General features: G+C 38.3%; 20 protein-coding genes. 18 read left to right on the forward strand and 2 right to left on the reverse strand.

Annotation, left to right across the window (positions count from 1 at the left end; translation table 11 throughout):
- The first annotated feature begins 1 nt into the window (after window position 1).
- The 12 genes from B4N43_RS16085 (at window position 2) to B4N43_RS16140 (ending at window position 11,121) form a co-directional block, all read left to right on the forward strand.
- Complete coding sequence (locus B4N43_RS16085; RefSeq protein WP_286735577.1) at window positions 2-1,222, forward strand: glycosyltransferase family 4 protein; 1,221 nt, start codon at window positions 2-4, stop codon at window positions 1,220-1,222.
- 15 nt (window positions 1,223-1,237) lie between these two features.
- Complete coding sequence (locus B4N43_RS16090) at window positions 1,238-2,167, forward strand: NAD-dependent epimerase/dehydratase family protein (protein WP_286735578.1); 930 nt, start codon at window positions 1,238-1,240, stop codon at window positions 2,165-2,167.
- Window positions 2,143-2,949 carry a glycosyltransferase family A protein gene (locus B4N43_RS16095; RefSeq protein WP_286735579.1) on the forward strand — a complete coding sequence of 269 codons (807 nt, stop codon included), beginning with the start codon at window positions 2,143-2,145 and terminating at the stop codon, window positions 2,947-2,949. Before B4N43_RS16090 ends, B4N43_RS16095 begins: the two co-directional genes overlap by 25 nt.
- Window positions 2,950-3,731: 782 nt before the next feature.
- Window positions 3,732-4,208: a hypothetical protein gene (locus B4N43_RS16100; protein ID WP_286735580.1), complete on the forward strand. Its 477-nt coding sequence runs from the start codon at window positions 3,732-3,734 to the stop codon at window positions 4,206-4,208.
- Between the two features lie 65 nt (window positions 4,209-4,273).
- Entirely contained in the window at window positions 4,274-5,263 is a 990-nt protein-coding gene (locus tag B4N43_RS16105) for a UDP-glucuronic acid decarboxylase family protein (RefSeq protein WP_286735581.1), read from the forward strand.
- A gap of 90 nt (window positions 5,264-5,353) precedes the next feature.
- Window positions 5,354-6,448: a glycosyltransferase family 4 protein gene (locus B4N43_RS16110; protein WP_286735582.1), complete on the forward strand. Its 1,095-nt coding sequence runs from the start codon at window positions 5,354-5,356 to the stop codon at window positions 6,446-6,448.
- A gap of 211 nt (window positions 6,449-6,659) precedes the next feature.
- On the forward strand, window positions 6,660-7,781 hold the full coding sequence (locus B4N43_RS16115) for a UDP-GlcNAc--UDP-phosphate GlcNAc-1-phosphate transferase (protein ID WP_286735583.1): 1,122 nt from the start codon (window positions 6,660-6,662) through the stop codon (window positions 7,779-7,781).
- Window positions 7,782-7,848: 67 nt separating this feature from the next.
- Complete coding sequence (locus B4N43_RS16120; RefSeq protein WP_286735584.1) at window positions 7,849-8,370, forward strand: 3'-5' exonuclease; 522 nt, start codon at window positions 7,849-7,851, stop codon at window positions 8,368-8,370.
- Between the two features lie 116 nt (window positions 8,371-8,486).
- Window positions 8,487-8,954, forward strand: a complete 468-nt coding sequence (locus B4N43_RS16125; protein WP_286735585.1) for an adenylyltransferase/cytidyltransferase family protein — start codon at window positions 8,487-8,489, stop codon at window positions 8,952-8,954.
- Between the two features lie 27 nt (window positions 8,955-8,981).
- Window positions 8,982-9,404 (forward strand): adenylyltransferase/cytidyltransferase family protein, encoded by a 423-nt coding sequence (locus B4N43_RS16130; RefSeq protein ID WP_286735586.1) that lies wholly within the window; start codon window positions 8,982-8,984, stop codon window positions 9,402-9,404.
- A 6-nt stretch (window positions 9,405-9,410) separates the two neighbouring features.
- Window positions 9,411-10,409, forward strand: a complete 999-nt coding sequence (locus B4N43_RS16135; RefSeq protein WP_286735587.1) for a mannose-1-phosphate guanylyltransferase — start codon at window positions 9,411-9,413, stop codon at window positions 10,407-10,409.
- A gap of 229 nt (window positions 10,410-10,638) precedes the next feature.
- A complete protein-coding gene (locus B4N43_RS16140) occupies window positions 10,639-11,121 on the forward strand; it encodes a hypothetical protein (RefSeq protein ID WP_286735588.1) in 483 nt (160 codons plus the stop codon).
- A 77-nt stretch (window positions 11,122-11,198) separates the two neighbouring features.
- Here B4N43_RS16140 and B4N43_RS16145 read toward each other — a convergent pair whose 3' ends face one another.
- Together B4N43_RS16145 and B4N43_RS16150 are read right to left on the reverse strand one after the other, a co-directional pair.
- A complete protein-coding gene (locus B4N43_RS16145) occupies window positions 11,199-11,810 on the reverse strand; it encodes a response regulator (RefSeq protein ID WP_286735589.1) in 612 nt (203 codons plus the stop codon).
- Window positions 11,807-13,720: a 7TM diverse intracellular signaling domain-containing protein gene (locus B4N43_RS16150; protein WP_286735590.1), complete on the reverse strand. Its 1,914-nt coding sequence runs from the start codon at window positions 13,718-13,720 to the stop codon at window positions 11,807-11,809. Before B4N43_RS16150 ends, B4N43_RS16145 begins: the two co-directional genes overlap by 4 nt.
- A 180-nt stretch (window positions 13,721-13,900) precedes the next feature.
- Between B4N43_RS16150 and B4N43_RS16155 the strand changes: the two genes are divergently transcribed.
- The 6 genes from B4N43_RS16155 (at window position 13,901) to rfbC (ending at window position 19,345) form a co-directional block, all read left to right on the forward strand.
- On the forward strand, window positions 13,901-14,392 hold the full coding sequence (locus B4N43_RS16155) for a hypothetical protein (RefSeq protein WP_286735591.1): 492 nt from the start codon (window positions 13,901-13,903) through the stop codon (window positions 14,390-14,392).
- A gap of 197 nt (window positions 14,393-14,589) precedes the next feature.
- A complete protein-coding gene (locus B4N43_RS16160) occupies window positions 14,590-15,138 on the forward strand; it encodes an ArsR family transcriptional regulator (RefSeq protein ID WP_286735592.1) in 549 nt (182 codons plus the stop codon).
- Window positions 15,139-15,165: 27 nt separating this feature from the next.
- Window positions 15,166-16,548 carry a nucleotide sugar dehydrogenase gene (locus B4N43_RS16165; protein ID WP_286735593.1) on the forward strand — a complete coding sequence of 461 codons (1,383 nt, stop codon included), beginning with the start codon at window positions 15,166-15,168 and terminating at the stop codon, window positions 16,546-16,548.
- Window positions 16,549-16,701: 153 nt separating this feature from the next.
- Window positions 16,702-17,727, forward strand: a complete 1,026-nt coding sequence (locus B4N43_RS16170; RefSeq protein WP_286735594.1) for an NAD-dependent epimerase — start codon at window positions 16,702-16,704, stop codon at window positions 17,725-17,727.
- A 4-nt stretch (window positions 17,728-17,731) separates the two neighbouring features.
- Complete coding sequence (rfbB, locus tag B4N43_RS16175; RefSeq protein WP_286735595.1) at window positions 17,732-18,784, forward strand: dTDP-glucose 4,6-dehydratase; 1,053 nt, start codon at window positions 17,732-17,734, stop codon at window positions 18,782-18,784.
- A gap of 6 nt (window positions 18,785-18,790) precedes the next feature.
- Window positions 18,791-19,345, forward strand: a complete 555-nt coding sequence (gene rfbC, locus B4N43_RS16180) for a dTDP-4-dehydrorhamnose 3,5-epimerase (RefSeq protein WP_286735596.1) — start codon at window positions 18,791-18,793, stop codon at window positions 19,343-19,345.
- Window position 19,346: the final 1 nt, after the last annotated feature.

Consider the following 19,346-nt stretch of genomic DNA (forward strand, 5'->3'; position numbering starts at 1 on the left):
TATGGGAAAGAGATTATTGGTATATAGTGATTGTTATATCTATGGAGGTAGCGAAAGGTTGATGTCCTTTTTAGTTCAGAATTCGGTTCTTTCGAAAAACTATGAAATTACTTTTGCATATAGAGCCCACGAACAATATTCATCTGCCATGGAATCTGATTTTGGTTCTTTTAAAGGGAAAATTATCCCTTTAAAATTGGTTTCCAATGATACTATTAACCACAATATCACAAAGAAAACTAACACTTTCCTTGCAATTTTGATAAAGATAGTATTAACCTCATTTTATTATTCCGGTATTTATTTCCTTTTTAATAGCATCAAATTCATACAAATGTTGCGTCAAATTGAGCCGGATATATTGCACATCAATAATGGCGGATATCCTGCGGCGAGGACCTGTTCGCAATTGGCTATCGTAGCTAAACTTTTTGGTATTAAAAAAATTGTTTACCAGGTCAATAATCAAGCTAGAAAGCCAAAGTTTTTTGGGTACCTTATTAATCCTATTATTAACTTGTGTGTAGGGAATTTTGTTACCGCTTCTAACCTCGCAAAATTTAATCTTTCTGTGAATGCGGGCTTTGAACCGGAAAAGATTACGCTAGTAAAAAATGTCGTAGCGGCGAAGCCTTTAACCACTAACCGTGAGTCTCTATTACAATTTTACAGTTTGCAAAAAGATGTTTTGGTTTTGGTTCAGGTCGCATTTTTGACGAAGAGAAAAGGTCAGATAAATGCGATAAAAGCTTTACATCGTTTGAAGATGAACAATAATAGGAGATTTGTATTGTTTTTGATCGGTGATGGAGAAGATAGATCTGATCTTGAAAAATCAATCATTGACATGGGGCTTCAGGATGATGTTTTTATGCTCGGCAACCGAAACGATTACCATGAATTTCTTGCAATAGCTGATTTTGTTTTGATGCCTTCTATTCAGGATGAGGATATGCCTTTGGTGGTGATAGAATCAATGTTATTACATAAGGTTATTATAGCAACTGATTTTGCCGGCATAGGAGAGGTGATCGAAAATCAGCATTCTGGCATCCTACTGAATCCTTCCTCTCCCAATCTGGCAGAGGAGATCGCTGAGAGCGTTACGGCATTGGTTTCAGATGATATTAGAAGGAAAGGTATGATTCAAAACGTCGCTAGCGCGGCATCACAATTCTCAGAAGAGAATTATGGGAAGCAATTGCTAGCAATATATAGATAAGATAACCGAATTATTATGAAGAAAATTCTTGTAATAGGTGGAGATGGTTTCATTGGAAAAAACGTAGTACATTACTTTAGTAACAATGATCTGGAGTTACCACCGAAAATTGTTGTACTTAGCCGCAAATTGAATGAAAAAGAAACAGAGACAACTCAAGTTGAGTTTTGTTATGGGGATTTTTCGGATATAAACATTTTAACAAATTTATTTTCAAAATATCAGTTTGACGCGGTATTTCATTTTGCAAATACAACAGTACCATCTGCAGCCCAAGACACAAATGTTCAGGACATTTACGAAAATGTTGTACCGTCGATACAGTTGATGGATGTGATGAAGCAATATCATTGCAATATGCTTTTGTATTTATCTTCTGGAGGAGCGGTGTATGGCAACTCGAAGGAAATTTTAAACGAAGAACATGTATGCCATCCCATTAGTTCTTATGGAATAGCTAAACTTACGGTCGAGAATTATATCCAACTCTACCATAGGCTCTTTGGCCTCGATTATCTGATTTTGCGTTTGTCAAACCCCTTCGGTAAATATCATACTTCATCAAAGCAAGGAATTGTTAATATTGCGATTCGAAATGCGTTGAAAGGAATCCCTATAAGTATTTGGGGCAACGGGGACCAAACTAAGGATTATATTTTTGTAGAGGACATTGTTAAAGTTATTTGGGACCTATTAAACCTTGGGATTAAGAACGAAATTTTTAACATTGGGGCGGGGCAATCTGTCAGCCTGAATGAAATTTTAAAAAAGATTAGCACTATAATTCCAAATGTCAAAATCTGTTATCAGGAATCCAAGGTTACGGATGTTGGTTTTTTTCATTTGGACATAACAAAATTAAAAAGTTTTATTGGTTTCGAACCACTTGATTTAGATTCAGGTATCATAAAAACAATCGAATGGGAACACAGGCAGATGAAATAAAAGGACTGGTATCGGTCATTGTAGTTACTTACCAAAGACTGAATTATTTAAAAGAGACACTTCAGTCTGTTTTGAGCCAAAATTTTAATAATATTGAGGTTGTGGTGGCATCAGATGGATATGAATCTGATGTGGAGCAGCATGTCAATGAGTTGAAAGAAATTGGATATTCGATATCCTATTGCTTTACCGAGCATTGTGGATATCCTGCTAAACCCAGAAACTTAGCATTAAGTAAATGTAACGGCGAATATATTGCTTTTTGTGATGATGACGATTTATGGGAAAAAGATAAGATAAGGAAACAATTTGTGTTTTTGGAAGAACACCCAGAATACATCCTATGTGCAACAAATCGTCGGACTATCGATTCAAACAATAAGCCATTGAATGAAAGGAACCTAAAATGGTTACCGAAGAAAAATTTTAATACAATGATTTTTCTTACGAATTATATCACATATTCGTCTGTCATGGCGCGCAAAAAAAATATTATCCAAGCAAAGGCGTTCAAAGATGATCATCGATTTAGAGCGGTAGAAGATTATCATTTATGGTTAAAACTAAGTCAGATGGGCAAGTTTGGCGTATTGCAGTCAGTGGAGACATATTACCGTGTTCATGCCTCCAATATTTCCAAGTCCTTATTGGAAGGTAACAAAAAGTTGCTTCTGGTTTTTAAAGATGCATTTCCTACATTAAGTATTTCAGTATGGTGGAAAAATTTAGCTTATTTACTCGTGTATTTTAAAATAGTATGTTACAAAGTTTTCATTAGATGAGACAGATTCACTTAATAAGAGCCTTTATTATTCTGATATTCTTGGTAGTCATTACAAATGGCCCAATGTTATCGGATGTATTACTTCCTAAAGTCACACGTTATTTACCGATTTTAGGGGTGTTAGGCTGTTATTTTATGATTGAATTAAATAACAAGAAGACAAATACTAGCGTCTTCTTATTTGCAGGCTTGAGTGTTTGTCTACTGGCAATCTGGGCCATTCTAGGTTCTTATATTTTTTCTAATGCTTTTTTGTTACTTTTTTCAGTTTTTATAATCGTGGCTTTAAGAACGATTGAACTGTCGGACAGTGATTCTATATTTATTTTCAAAATTTGGGATACTTTCGTAAAAGTTGCGCTATTTTCAACCTGTTTTTCCTTTTTGGTGTTTAATTTTTTAGGAAGAATAGGGTACCCTGCAATAACCTTGGGTAATTATTCTGAATTTAACACTTTTTTTAACCCTTTATTGGGCGTTATATCGGAAAGAGACTTGTTAATATTCAAACTCGGGCGCCCGGTGTGGTATATGACTGAACCAAGTTATCTCGGATTCTTTCATGGTCTTAATATTTTTTGGGTTTTATTTCGTAAAGAAAATTTTTCTAAGTTTTATAAAAAATATTTTACACTGAGTGTTGTCGCTTTTTTATTAACATTTTCACTTGGGGCCTGGCTATCTATGCTAGTTTCTATTACGCTCGTATCTCTATGTTTTTTTGTACTTTTTCTGTTCAATATTATTAAACTGAAAACAAACATTTTTAAAATCATTCTGTTGATTTTGGGTATATTTGGGATTGTGACCCTCTTTTTTGGGAGCCCTATCCTAGCTTCCTTGAATGATTTTATTGACAATTATGATAAATATACATCCTTAGAAGATCGGAGTGATCGTATTGAAGTATCACTCAATTTAATCAAAAACATGGACTTGATCCGTTTTTTTATCGGTTATGGTCCGGGTACTATTGAGACCATTTCAGAGGCGGGCGAATCAAATGGATGGTTGAAATATTTTATCGAATTGGGAATATTTCCTATATTCGCCTATATCGCTATGTTATTCTATTTCTTTTTCAGAATTAGATTTCTTTATCTCTTATTATTGTTTTTTGTTGCTGTCTCCTTTAATTCAGTAGTAGTTATGTTTAGTCCATTGGTACTCCTATACCTCTATCTTTTGGGAGCTGTTCAACACAATCAACAAATGGTAAACGATGAATTTTTAATTAATCGTGGAGTAACAAGTTGAAAACTATAGAAGGCGACTACGTATATCGTGGTCGTCGGATGTAATAAAGTAATATGAACAAAATAATGGAAAGTAAAAGAGTTTTAATTACAGGAGCAGCAGGGTTTTTAGGCTCGCATTTATGTGATTTGTTTATTGGGAAAGGTTATGACGTTGTAGGTATGGACAATCTAATCACCGGCGATTTGAGTAATATCGAGCATTTATTTAAGCTCGAAAATTTTGAATTCTATAATCATGATGTTTCCACATTTGTACATGTATCTGGTAAGCTAGATTATATTCTTCACTTTGCATCACCTGCAAGTCCGATCGATTATTTAAAGATTCCCATTCAAACCTTAAAGGTAGGCTCTTTGGGAATACATAACTTGTTGGGACTGGCAAAATCGAAGGGCGCCAGAATCTTAATCGCTTCAACTTCGGAGGTCTACGGAGATCCTTCGGTGAACCCGCAGCCGGAAGACTATTGGGGAAATGTGAATCCTGTTGGTCCAAGGGGAGTATATGATGAAGCGAAGCGATTTCAGGAGGCGATGACGATGGCCTATCATACATTTCATGGTGTAGAGACACGAATTGTAAGGATATTTAATACCTATGGGCCTCGTATGCGATTGAATGATGGGCGAGTGTTGCCTGCGTTTATCGGGCAAGCATTGAGAGGTGAAGATTTAACGATCTTTGGCGACGGATCTCAAACACGCTCATTTTGTTATGTAGATGATCTGATCGAAGGAATTTATAGATTACTTTTATCAGATCATGCCTATCCGGTAAATATTGGCAATCCTGACGAAATTACAATTGGACAATTTGCTGAAGAAATTATCAAATTAACAGGCACGGACCAGAAGGTTGTTTACAAAGACCTCCCCCAGGACGATCCCAAACAGCGTAGGCCAGATATCTCAAAAGCCAAAGAATTACTTGGTTGGGAACCAAAGGTTAACCGTGCAGAAGGCCTGAAATTGACCTACCAATATTTCCGTTCATTAACTAAAGAACAGCTAGAAAAGGTTGAACATAAGGATTTTGCCGAATTTACACGGTAAGAGTGTTTAAAAATGTTCTCGTAATTTTAGCTCTTTAGCGAACACAATCACCACGCTATTATCGGATTTTATTAAACTCAACGTGCAATAATGAAGAAAATTTTACATGTCATCAACGTATCTTTTGTAATTAACCACTTTTTTGGAAATCAGTTTACCCATTTTTCAAAAAAGGGATACGACTTCACTGTGGCTTGTACAGAAGATGATGAGCTTCACGTCCAAGCAAAAAGAAAAGGATTTAAAGCCTTTCCAATTCCAATTCTTAAGGCCATTTCTCCGATTCAGGATATTATTTCTATTTTCAAATTATACCGCTTTATCAAACAGGAGAATTTCCCCGTCGTCGTCGCTCATTCCCCCAAAGGCGGGCTTATTGGTATGTCAGCAGCTTATTTAGCTGGGGTAAAGAAAAGAGTTTTCTTCCGGCATGGTGTTATATTTGAGACAGCTTTCGGCTTAAAAAAATGGTTATTTATTCTTATCGAAAAGCTGGTGGGGGCGTTGGCGACAGAGGTGGTTGTCGTCAGTGAATCATTAGAACGGTTGTCCAATGCTTATAAATTGAACGATCCTACTAAAAACACACTTCTTGGAAAAGGCACCTGCAGCGGCATCGATGTTGACCGTTATCACTATAGAGCCAAATCAAACAATGATTTTGTAGTAGGTTATGTCGGACGTCTTGTCCGTGATAAAGGTGTGATTGAGCTAATAGAAGGCTGGATGACTTTTGCCGCAGGCAAATCGAATGTTTATTTGTACATTATTGGTCCTAGAGAGCAGCGGGATGGGATCCCAGCGGAAACTTTTGATAAGATTAGTGAAAATCCAACTATTCGCTTCTTTGACTATGTCGCGGATGTAGCTCCCTTATACAATGAAATGGATGTATTTATCCTACCGTCGTATCGCGAAGGTCTCCCAATTTCAATATTGGAGGCCTCAGCAAGTGGTATTCCCGTTATTACGACCCGCCGTACAGGCTGTATCAATGCTATCCAAGAAAATGTGACGGGTATTTTTACCCAAATCACCAGTAGCGATATCTCTCAAGCTTTCGAATTTTATTACAATAATCCCGTCATTAGAAAAGAGCACGGCAAAAATGGTATTAAATTTGTTGCTGATAATTTTTCCGAATACAAAGTCTTTTCTGAGATAGAAACTAAGGTTTTAAAATAGCGAAGACGATAACAAATTTTTTTGTGTTATGGTCTTGTAGGTTGCTTATTTTAACTTGCTTATGTTTTTTCGTTTGATAGCAAAAAAACTGTGTATTTTATTATAAAATAATACACAAAAGTGTAGCGTTTAAAATACAAATCACGTTTGTTGAATAGAACTTAATATTCTTATATTTGCACAGCTTTATTTGACTCACTAATTATAATTTATGGCTTATATTATTACGCTGATATTTCTTTTCCTTTTAACGCGGCTCTATTTAAAAATAGCTGATAAGTTTAATATCATTGATAAACCGAATGAGCGATCTTCGCATACCAATGTGACTATTCGTGGGGCAGGAATTATTTTTTATGCCGCATCAGTTATATATTTTGTTTCTTCTGGATTCCAGTATACTTGGTTCTTTTTAGGACTTAGCCTTTTAACCTATATTTCATTCCTAGACGACATCCGAGGTGTACATCCCACTTGGCGTCTAGCAGTACATTTTACATCTGTTTTGTTAATGGTATATGAGTTTGGTGTCTTTAACTATCCTTGGTATTATTTGGTATTGGCTTTTGTCTTTACGATAGGTGTAATTAATGCCTACAATTTTATGGATGGGATAAACGGTATGACTGCTTTTTGCACGTTGGTGATGGGCGGTCTTCTGGCATATGTAAATACCAAGATCAATTTTATCGAGCAGGACTTCCTTATCTATACGCTATTGGGAGTTGTTGTTTTTGGATTCTTCAATTTCCGCAAAAAGGCAGCTTGCTTTGCTGGCGATGTTGGCCCTGCCGTATTATCTTTTATGTTGTTATTTGCCTTGGGCAAATTGATTATGAAAACAGGAGATTTTACCTATATCCTTTTTCTAGCCGTTTATGGTATAGAAATAGGTTGGTCTGTAGCCCGCCGCGTTTATCAAGGTTACCATATTTTTGAGCCACACCGTACGTTTTTGTTGCACATGCTAAGCAATGAATTGGGACATAGTAGTTTAAAAGTTTCTGTTGGATACGGCTTAGTCCAATTGGCTCTTGGTGCTGCTGTGATCTATATTGTACAGTTTGGTGCCTCCATTCAGTGGGCATTCGCTATTACGATACTTGGTGGGCTCAGTGCTTTTTATCTTACCTGGAAGCAGCATATTTTCAATAACTATTATATCAAAGGGGAGGAGCGCTATGCCATTCGTCACCGGCGGTTAAAGCAGCTTAGGGCACATAGAAGAAGGAAGAAAGCTCATGCACCCCAAGTTAAGTTGACACCAGAGGCAAAAGTTATTGAAATGCCGCAAAAAGAGGTTGCCAGCACTTTGATGCAACGTGGTGTCTGATTTAACGTATAGAGTTTGGGTAGAATTAAAAAAGTAGTAATTTTGCCACAACTTTGGAGAAGTGATTATGCAATCAGAATTAAGTTTTACCGCAATAGATTTCGAAACAGCTACAGCAAATCAGAACTCGGCTTGTGCCGTTGGGCTGGTCGTTGTTGAGCAGGGAATTATTGTAGATGAATTTTATTCTTTAATACAACCTCCTAATAATCAGTATATGTGGCAGACCACCCGTGTTCATGGCATACGCCCTAGGGATACTGCGCAAGCCCCTACATTTAAAGATCTCTTTCCAAGTATTTATCCCCTCATTAATAATCGGATTATGGTGGCCCATAATGAATTATTTGACCGTGGTGTGTTACGTAAGACAATGGGGTACTACAATTTGCCTTACGATCATTTGGGACTGATGGAGAAGTGGGAATGCACCTTTAAAATTTATCAAGGTAAAGGGTTTAAACCCGCTCGTTTAAATGCTTGCTGTGAGGTACTTGGTATTGAACTTAATCACCACGAAGCGCTTTCCGATGCGCGCGCTTGCGCGCAATTGTATTTGCGGCATGCCGATATTCCTTCTTTGGCATGATTTTTACGTTAAATCTATTATAAATTCGGTATAAAGAGTACGCTAAGTGGGATATTTTTATATCTTTGAGTAGCTATACAGCCGTTTTATTAATAAATTTTATATCCATATTTTTGATGATGATAACAATCCCAGCCAAGGGAATGCGAATAGGTATTACCTTTAGTGCATTCGACCTACTCCATGCAGGGCATATCAAAATGCTCGAAGATGCCAAAAGACAATGTGATTATTTGATCTGCGGCTTGCAGACAGATCCAACACTGGACCGACCTGAGAAGAATAAGCCAGCACAGACCGTAGTAGAGCGTTATATTCAGCTTAAAGGCTGTAAATATGTAGATCAGATTGTTCCCTATGCTACCGAGCAAGATCTCGAAGATATCTTACGTTCCTTCAATATTGATGTACGGATCGTTGGGGATGAATACCGCGAGAAGAACTTTACGGGAAGAGCATATTGTGAGGAAAAAGGAATTGAACTTTATTTCAATAGTCGAGATCATCGCTTTTCCAGTTCGGGCTTACGTCAAATTGTAGCTCAAGCTAATTCGGACAATGAAACCGTATTGAAATCTATTTAATTAAGTTTTCATCAGCTATTAAAAAACATGAAAATAGGAATTACTTTTGGCGTCTTTGATTTATTGCATGCCGGACATATCATGATGCTTGAAGAAGCAAAGAGACACTGCGATTATTTAATTATTGGTCTTAATACCGACCCATCAGAGGTATTCCCTGAGAAGGCCAAACCAACCCAAACCATTGTGGAGCGTTATATCCAATTGGAGGGATGTCGGTATGTGGACGAAATCATTCCCTATGAGACTGAGCAAGATTTGATTGACCTTATTAAAGCTTTGCCGATCGATATGCGTATTATCGGGGAAGAATATCGCGACAAAGATTTCTCTGGCCGTAAGTACTGTGTAGAAGAAAATATTGAGATCTATTACAATAAGCGTACACACCGTTTCTCCAGTGAGGGTTTACGCCGCGTTGTTGCAGATAAGGAAGCTGGGAAACACTAATCTAATATGAGTAATATTATACATGTTGTCTTAACCGGTGGTGTAGGGAGCCGTCTATGGCCACTTTCGCGAAAAAGTTACCCGAAGCAATATCTTTCGCTATTTAAGGATGGATCGTTGTTCGAAATGACTGTAAAGCGGAATCAATCGTTGTGTGGACAGGTGATTGTGGTTGGAAATCGCGACAACCATACTTTGAGTAGAGAAGTGATGGAAAATAATAAAATCGATTACATCGATATTGTTGAGGCGACTCCGCGTAATACCGCTGCAGCAATTGCTTTCGCTGCCTTTGCGGCGCAGGCAGATGATATTTTGGTGGTTACACCGTCTGATCATGTGATTGTCGGGGATGAAGCGTATGCTGCGGCCATCAAAGAGGGTGTTGAAAAAGCGAATAAGGGCTATATCGTTACTTTTGGTATTCAGCCAACCCGACCTGAAACTGGGTATGGCTATATCGAATATAAGGAGGACAAAGTATTGTCTTTCCGCGAGAAGCCAAACCAGGATACGGCGGAGGACTTTATCGAACGTGGCAATTTTCTTTGGAATTCAGGTATGTTCTGTTTTCGGGCAGATACCTTTTTGGCCGAACTGCAGAATTTTGAGCCTAAAGTGTATGCAACGGCTTATAACGCTTGGAAACATCGTCAAAATGGCGAATTGGATCTTCAGCTTTCGAAAGATATTCCATCGATTTCCATTGACTATGCCGTGATGGAGCGCTCTAAGAAAATTCGCGTGGTTGCTACCAGCTTCCAATGGTCAGATTTGGGCTCTTTTGAATCAATGTATGATTACTTGAAGCAGACAGGTCACGCTGTGGATGAGAATGGTAATATGGTTATCGGTACGGATATCTATACTGCATTTGTGGGATTGCGCGATAGTATACTTGTTCATACCAAAGATGCGATCTTGGTATTGCAGAAGGAAAAATCCCAAGATGTTAAAAAGATTTACAATACGTTAGAACGTCATCAGTCGAAGTTGATTGATTAATGGGCGCCATTATTTTCAATTTTCGAATTATACTCACGTTTTTTGTCAATTAGTTGAGCTCGTATAACAGCTTAAATCACTAAAAGGCCTGTCCCTCGGATAGGCCTTTTTTGCCCTGTTAAAGTCTGTTTAATCATTGTCCCCTTTTTGTCCCCTTCCCATTTTCGTGTACTATAGATGATTACCCTATTTTTGGGTTCACCTATTCCTATTCATTAACTATTTTATTATGGCAACTTTTATAGCACTTACGGTACTTGTTTTGAGTTCCATTTATCTCATCTTAAATACAAAACAAAAACAAAAGCAAAAGCTCTTTAACGAGGCTATTTCGATGGAAGTCAATTACCTGTTTCAGGCCAGGCCGGGGCAATATAGCGGCGACTATCGAACAAAAAGTGGCGTTTTTGTCTTTCGTACGCAATCGAAAGACGAGGCACTTAAAAATTTGGTGATCAAGGAGGTCAAACCCAGCCATCCTGCTTTAGTGGTCAATCTGGAACAGATTGTGGTGGTGCCTTTTGATAAGAAGAAGGAAGGGAACTCCGACGTATCCGTCCGCTTTAAATTGCTCAAAAAAAAAGGTGAACTCAGCACCTTGGAAGGAAAAGGAATCCGCGTATCGGGTGTGTTGAATTTTGGAAAAAGTAAACCAAAAACATTCAGTACCGTATTGAAGATCGGGGAGCCTTATCAATCTAAAGCCCTCTAGGATCGGACGACATAATTTGCGTAATTCTTATTTTATGGGAAAGGGTTTGCTTCATTGCAAACCCTTATTTTTTTGTCTCAAAATTTAAGCAGATGCTGATGTTCGATCGCCCAAGATAACAGGGCATTATTTTCTTCATTGAGATCAAGTTTTCGGCAGATGCGGTGTCTTGTATTTTTGATGGTATATGGACTCAGGAATAATGATTCGGCGATATATTTGGTGGTATGTCGGAGAGCAATCAGCTTAAGGATATTTAACTCGGCCGGAGTCAACGTCTTCAGCTTTTCCGCCGCCTGATTTTTATCGTTCTGTTGCTGGAGGCGCTGGATCACCCTATGCGTGCCTGCATAGAGGCGATTTTCTCCCAATGGCTTAATGATATAGTTTTCAGGATTTAGGGCTACTGCGCGATCTATACTCCCTTTGGACTGATAAGAAGTGATAAAGATTAGACTGAAATGCTTCGCTGCTGTATATTTCTCCATTAACTCAATACCATCCAGCCGGTCGTTGAGCTGTATATCGCAGAGCACCAAATCGGGTGTGTTTTGTTCCATGTATTGATCCACTTCATCCACAGTAAGTGCAATGTGCAGCTCCAGACCGGTGTAAAGTGAATGCAATTGATATTCAATAAATCGGGCAATGATCATTTCGTCTTCTACAATTAATACTTTTAGGCTCATATGATATTGGTAAATTCAAATAAATATTTAAATCCGTTTTCCGGATGAATGCTCACTGTTCCTTTAATCTGCCGTGTCAGGTCCTTTACGAGGCCAATTCCGAACGAAGTTGTAGGCGCAGGAGCCTTCGCACCGATGCCATTGTCCTCAAACCGCATGGTCGTTCCCCATTCATTTTTGAGTATACTCAAGTAAATCGACGGCGAACCGACTGTACCCTTTGGAAAAGCATACTTATAGCTATTCGTCAAGAGCTCCGTAATGATGAGCGCCAAGGGAATAGAGGTTTGGGTGGTGACCAACCAGTCTTGGCTAACATCAACCTGGATCGCTATCGTTTCTTCGGGATCATGCATTTGCCTCAGGTAGTTAACAGTTTCCGTTACTAAAATGTTCAATTTCAGCTGACTATTCTGATTGTACACCAGAAATTGGTTCACCAGCATCATCGCATGTATTCTATCCTGCATGGATTGTATGGGCTGCATGTTTTGGTTGCCATGATCTGAGTGGTACAGGCTGCCCAAGCTATACAGCAACTGGAGGTTGTTTTTAACCCGGTGGTTGACCTCATCAATGAGGGTTTCTATATAATGGTTTTTCTGAAGCAGTTGAATCTGCTGCTCGTAGAGGGCATCATTCGCTTTTTTAAGCTCTGCTGTCCGCTCCAGTACAATGGTCTCGGTGGTTTTATGATATTCCAGTTCTGATTTGCGTATTTTTAGCCGGATGCCGATCAAGAGGATCATGGTGATGCATAAAACAAAAAACTGCGTCATGATGGAGACATATTGGATGGACTGTTCCTTCAAGATCAATCCACAATAGATCAATATGCTGATGCCGATGACGAGAAAGATACCCGAATAAATCAAGAAGCGCTGCATCCTGTCTATCTTTTTCCAGAGCGATATAAATAAGTTCGAAAAGAAGAGCACATATAGCACCCCCACAAAGAGGTTAATAGAATTGCTCTGTTTAAAATTGGCGAAACAATAGTTATTGATAAAGTTAAAAGTTGACGCAATAACGACCAGCAGAATCAGACCAAGCATCAGCTTATAATACTGACGGCTTATTTTTTTGAGACTTAAAAAGGCAATGGTCAACAGGCAGAAACTGATACCAGCCAGATTTCTAAATACCGATACCAGGCTCCATCCAAGCTGCGGGTCGTCGGCGAAAAATAGATCAATAAATTGATTTTGCAGTCCGTAGCTATAAAATCCGATAGAGAGTAAAAAGAAAAAGATCCAAATGTAGGGTCTATAGCGCGAAACGAGCCAAGCAAAAGCCATGTACAGCAGCAGTACAATAATGGCACCTTCCATAAAAGCATGGATAAGATTGATGCCTTGCACTTTCTTGAGGTAGTCCTTCTGTGTTTGTAAGCGGAAGTCATAAAACGGTGTATAGCCTTTTACGTGTTTGACCCGCAGTAAAATAGTATAAACTTTTTTGCTATCTAAATGAATATTAAAATGGTCACGCCCCCCTTTTGGGGATAGTGTTACTTTTTTTCGGAATAAGCCGGCGCTCCTTCGCTCGATGATTTGTCCTTCCATACCGATGAGCACCATGTCGACGAACGTTAGGTTGTCAAACGACAGCACATAATCGCCCGTTAAGGCATTTTCATCCAGAGAAATTACCTTTTTTAACCAATAGCTATTTTTATCTTGGTTTGTTGCCGGTTTGAATTGTGCGAGCGGTTTGAACAGTTGTTTATTGGTGTAATAATAGCGGGCATCGGTTTGGTTTTGTTTTTCCTGGGCGATAACTATAGGAGATTCACTGGCCATATAGGTGCTTTGAATAGCTCTATTATGTGAAACGATCGCTTCCATTCCATAGTGAGTGGCAATTATGCTCAGCAGCAGTAATAGGATGATTATAATGTTTGGTCTCATATAGCAAAACAAAAATGCATTATTTTCCAATAAATTTAATAAGGTTTTATTTTTCTAATTATAAATAAGACCCTAGGGTCTCTGTTTTGATGGCTATTTAGTCGTTATTTTTGCTTTACGCATTTAATATTAGAAAGAACGCAGACCATATGTTGATTCCGATACAGTATTTATTCGATTATGATTTACTTATATATAAGCCTGTTTATTGCGATTGTGTATATCCTATTTAAACTTGTTGCTAGCGGCAAGAAGCCGCAGGATATCTCTTTAAGTGTTTATTACCGTTTTCAGGAACATCCGGGGCAGTATAGCGGGCGGCTCAGTTCTACCCATGGTGCTTTGGTGTTTCGAGCCGAACGCTTTCACGATGATGTGCTTAATATTGTGGTAAAAGATGTCCGCTCTACTGATCATAAGGTCGAGGTGAGGCTGCAACAGCTGCTCGTGTTGCCCTTCAAAGGGGATCAGAAGTCTTCATCGGAAGTGTCTGTTCGCTTTCGTATTAATGCCGGTAAAGCTGAACAGGTAGATCTAACGCATTACAAGGTAAAAGTGAATGCCGTGGTGACCTATCAAAATGGCGAGAAGAAAGCCTTTAGTACAACACTGCCTATGATGGGGGTGTATACGATCAGTCCTTCGGCGAGCTACAACGAATTTAAAAGTTAATTTTACGTGTTTTTATTCCATATTACATACCTATTTAACCCGAAGGGACCCTGCTTGCCGGGGTTTCTTCATTTTTGGTCATGTTCCACGTGGAGTTTATGCGGTTATTGTTAAGTTATCAAGTAGTTAATACTAATTTAATTTGGAGCGATAAATCGAAATGAGTACTTTTGTTACTCAACTTAAATGCTATTCCAATGTTGGATACCTTAATTACATCCAAGACACGTTTAAAGTTATTAATCAAATTTTTTGTTTCGGCAGGCAACCGTGGTTACCTACGGGGTTTGGCGGACGAATTCAAAGAATCGACCAATTCAATTCGCAAGGAATTGAATCAACTGACCGAAGCCGGCTATTTGATCCGGGAGGATAAGGAGCATAAGGTTTATTACCGGGCCAACAGCAAACACTCACTTTTTTTTCCCCTTCAAGGATTGATTCATAATTTTCTGGGCATCGATTCATTTGTGGATAAAGTATTGGAGCGAGCTGGTGATGTTGATGAAGTTGCCCTTTTGGGCGATTATGCGCAGGGTATTGACTCAGGCCACATTGAGGTGATGGTAAAAGGAAATGGTTTAAATTTCGAGTATTTAAACCAATCCGCTATAAAAGCTGGCACAATACTTGGTAAGAAGGTCTCCGTATATACAGAAGTTGTTGAAAATGTCCAAGGAATGATTATTCTTTACAAAAAAATGGACACTCTGCCTCAAAATGAAGAAAAATATAATAAGAAATAATAAAAAAACTAACTGGAATTGAATAAAATGAAAGAAATTAAAAAAATAACCTGTATTGGTGCAGGTTATGTAGGTGGTCCTACCATGTCGGTCATTGCACAGAAAAATCCAAATGTTACTGTTACTGTAGTTGATTTAAATCAGGCACGGATTGATGCTTGGAACGATACTGATTTAGAAAAGCTACCAGTTTACGAGCCAGGTCTTGATGCAGTGGTAGCGGATGCGCGTGGTCGTAACCTATTCTTTTCTACTGATGTAGAGAAAGCAATCGATGAGGCCGATATGATTTTTATTTCAGTCAATACACCTACGAAAACGTATGGTAAAGGTAAGGGACAGGCCGCTGATTTAAAGTATATTGAACTTTGTGCGCGTCAGATTGCTTCTGTAGCCAAATCAGATAAGATTGTTGTTGAAAAGTCGACATTGCCGGTGCGTACCGCTGCGGCATTGAAAAGTATTTTGGACAATACCGGTAACGGAGTTAATTTTCATATCTTATCTAACCCAGAGTTTTTGGCCGAAGGTACTGCGGTGTCTGATTTGCACAATCCAGATCGTGTGTTGATCGGTGGAGAAGATGCAGAAGCAATAGAGGCTTTGGTCAAAGTCTATGAAGCTTGGGTACCTCGCGAACGTATTTTGACAACCAATTTATGGTCTTCGGAACTAGCAAAATTAGTTGCCAATGCGTTCTTAGCGCAACGTGTTTCTTCTATCAATGCCATTTCAGAACTGTGTGAGGTAACTGGGGCTAATGTGGATGAAGTATCCCGTGCTATTGGCCATGATAGCCGTATTGGACCTAAATTTTTAAAAGCTTCCGTTGGTTTTGGTGGTTCTTGTTTCCAAAAAGATATTTTGAACTTGGTATATATTGCACGCTCTTACAATCTTACTGCTGTAGCAGATTACTGGGAGCAGGTGATTATTTTAAATGATCATCAGAAAGCGCGTTTTGCCCAGAATATTATCCAAACCATGTATAATACGGTAAATGGTAAAAAGATAGCATTTCTAGGTTGGGCTTTTAAGAAAGATACAAATGATACCCGTGAATCTGCTGCGATTTATGTAGCCGATCATCTTTTGGAAGAAGAGGCACATGTAGTGGTTTATGATCCCAAAGTGCCTGCAGAACAAATTTACAAAGATTTGGATTATTTAGGTACACGTTCAGCAGAAGAAAACCGACGCTTAGTAACGGTTGTTAATGATCCTTATGAAGCGTTACAGGGAGCTCATGCTGTTGCGGTATTGACCGAATGGGATGAATTTAAAAATTACGAATGGGCTAAGATCAAAGAAGAAATGAAAAAGCCAGCCTTTATTTTTGATGGACGCAAAATATTGGATCGTGCACAGTTAAATGAGCTAGGATTTGATTACTATGCTATTGGTGAATAATCAACGAAAAGGATAATTAACGTCATAAATCATGCACAAAGAAGGACATTCATCGTTCCCAGAAACTAAGATTGCTTGTATTCGTTATGTATATAGCCCTATCGGTTATGTCCTATTGCTGCACATATAGACCATCATTAGTAAAAACACGTCATGAACTATAAGAAAATATTGGTAACCGGAGCTGCGGGCTTTATCGGTTTTCATCTATGTAAACTCTTAACGGAGCAGGGAAACACTGTCGTAGGTTTGGATAACATCAACGATTATTATGATGTGAATTTAAAGTATGCGCGTCTCCATGAATTGGGGATAGATCGTTCTGAAGCTGAACAGTTTAATCATAAAGTGACTTCAAGTATTTATAGTAAACTGACATTTCTGCGGATGAATTTAGAGGACAGAGAGCAATTACCAGCACTTTTTCAAGAAGAATCTTTTGATTCTGTTGTCAATTTGGCTGCACAAGCAGGCGTCCGCTATAGTTTAGAAAATCCAATGGCTTACGTCGATAGCAATATTGTTGGCTTTGTTAATATTCTAGAATGTTGCCGTCATCACAAGATTGGACATTTAGTTTATGCTTCAAGTTCATCTGTTTATGGCGAAAATGGTAAAGTACCTTTTTCGGAGGAAGACCGTGTTGATTATCCAGTAAGTCTATATGCTGCCACAAAAAAAGCCAACGAGTTAATGGCACACACCTATAGCCATCTCTATCAAATCCCAACATCAGGACTTCGTTTTTTTACAGTATATGGACCATGGGGTAGACCAGATATGGCACCTATATTATTTGCTTCAGCCATTACTGAAAATCGACCAATCAAAGTGTTTAATAACGGTCAAATGAGCCGTGATTTTACTTATATTGATGACATTGTACAAGGAATTATTATTACCCTAAATAATCCCCCAACTGTGGATCAAGAACAAGCATATTATCAAGTTTTCAATATCGGAAATGGCTCGCCAGTATCTTTAATGGAATTTATAGAAACGTTGGAGATTAATTTAGGTAAAGTTGCAGATAAAAATATGCTACCAATGCAGCCCGGTGATGTGTCAAGAACTTGGGCTGACACTGAACGCTTGAATGCACTAGGATATCACAGTACTACACCGATGAAATCCGGAGTAGCTGAATTTGTAAAATGGTATAACAATTACGTGAAATAGATATATGTTCAAAACGATCTTAATTACTGGGGGGGCTGGATTTATTGGTTCTCATGTTGTGAGAGAATTTGTTAATAAATATTCAGATTTTCAAATTATTAATCTTGATGCATTGACTTATGCTGGTAATTTGGAAAATCTGAAAGATATTGAAAGTAAATCTAACTATACTTTCGTTAAAGCTGATATTACAAATGCAGTTGAAATGATAAAGATTTTTGAACAATATCAGCCTGATGGCGTTATTCATTTAGCTGCGGAGTCACATGTTGACAGGTCTATTACAGATCCCACTGCTTTTGTAATGACCAATGTTATTGGAACGGTAAATTTATTAAATGCTGCCCGTCATATTTGGAAAGAAAATTTTGAAGGAAAGCGTTTTCATCATGTATCTACTGACGAAGTTTATGGTACATTAGGTGAATCAGGACTATTTACAGAATCCACTTCGTACGATCCACATTCGCCATATTCTGCTTCGAAGGCTTCATCAGATCATTTTGTCCGTGCTTATCACGATACCTATGGATTGCCTGTAGTTTTGACCAATTGTTCTAATAATTATGGACCAAACCACTTTCCTGAAAAATTAATTCCACTTTGCATTCATAATATTTTAAATCATAAGCCGCTTCCGATTTATGGAGACGGTAAGTACACACGTGACTGGTTATTTGTTATTGATCATGCGAAAGCAATAGATCTTGTCTTTCATAACGGAAGGAACGGTGATTCTTATAATGTTGGCGGATTTAATGAGTGGCAAAATATTGATTTGGTAAAAGAGCTTTGTAAACAAATGGATCAAAAATTAGGCCATGAGCAAGGTACTTCTGAAAAATTGATTACCTATGTTAAAGATCGCCCTGGTCACGATCTACGCTATGCTATTGATGCAACCAAAATAAACCAAGAGTTGGGATATAGGCCATCTGTGACATTTGAAGAAGGGTTGTCTTTAACGATTGATTGGTTTTTAAATAACCAGTCTTGGTTGGAGAATGTTACTTCCGGAGATTACCAGAATTATTATAATAAACAATATAGTAAATAGTACAGCATGAAAGCTACAGAAACAAAGTTAAAAGGCTGTTTTATTTTAGAGCCTACGAAATACGGTGATAGTAGAGGGTATTTTTTTGAAAGCTTTAACGAAAGAACGTTTAATTCGCTTACAGGTGCTGAAACGCATTTTGTGCAGGACAATCAATCTTTTTCCACTAAAGGAGTATTGCGCGGTTTACATGCACAGGCTGGTGAACATGCACAGGCTAAATTAGTTCGCGTGCTCGAGGGCGAGGTATTGGATGTTGCTGTAGATGTGAGAGCTGGCTCACCAACTTTTGGCGAGCACATTAGTGTAGTTTTATCAAAAGAAAACAATTTGCAGCTTTTTGTCCCTAGAGGTTTCCTGCATGGTTTCGTAGTATTGAGCGAAACAGCTACTTTCTTCTATAAGTGTGACAATTTTTACAATAAGGAGTCTGAATGTGGCATCCATCCACTTGACCAAGATCTTGCTGTTGATTGGCAGCTTCCTGTAGCGGAATTGTTGCTTTCAGATAAAGATAGGGAGGCATTAAGTTTTAAAGAAGTTTTTATAGCAAAAGGCTAAA

Source organism: Sphingobacterium sp. UBA1897 (genome assembly GCF_002337775.1).
Taxonomy (GTDB): Bacteria; Bacteroidota; Bacteroidia; order Sphingobacteriales; family Sphingobacteriaceae; genus Sphingobacterium; species Sphingobacterium siyangense.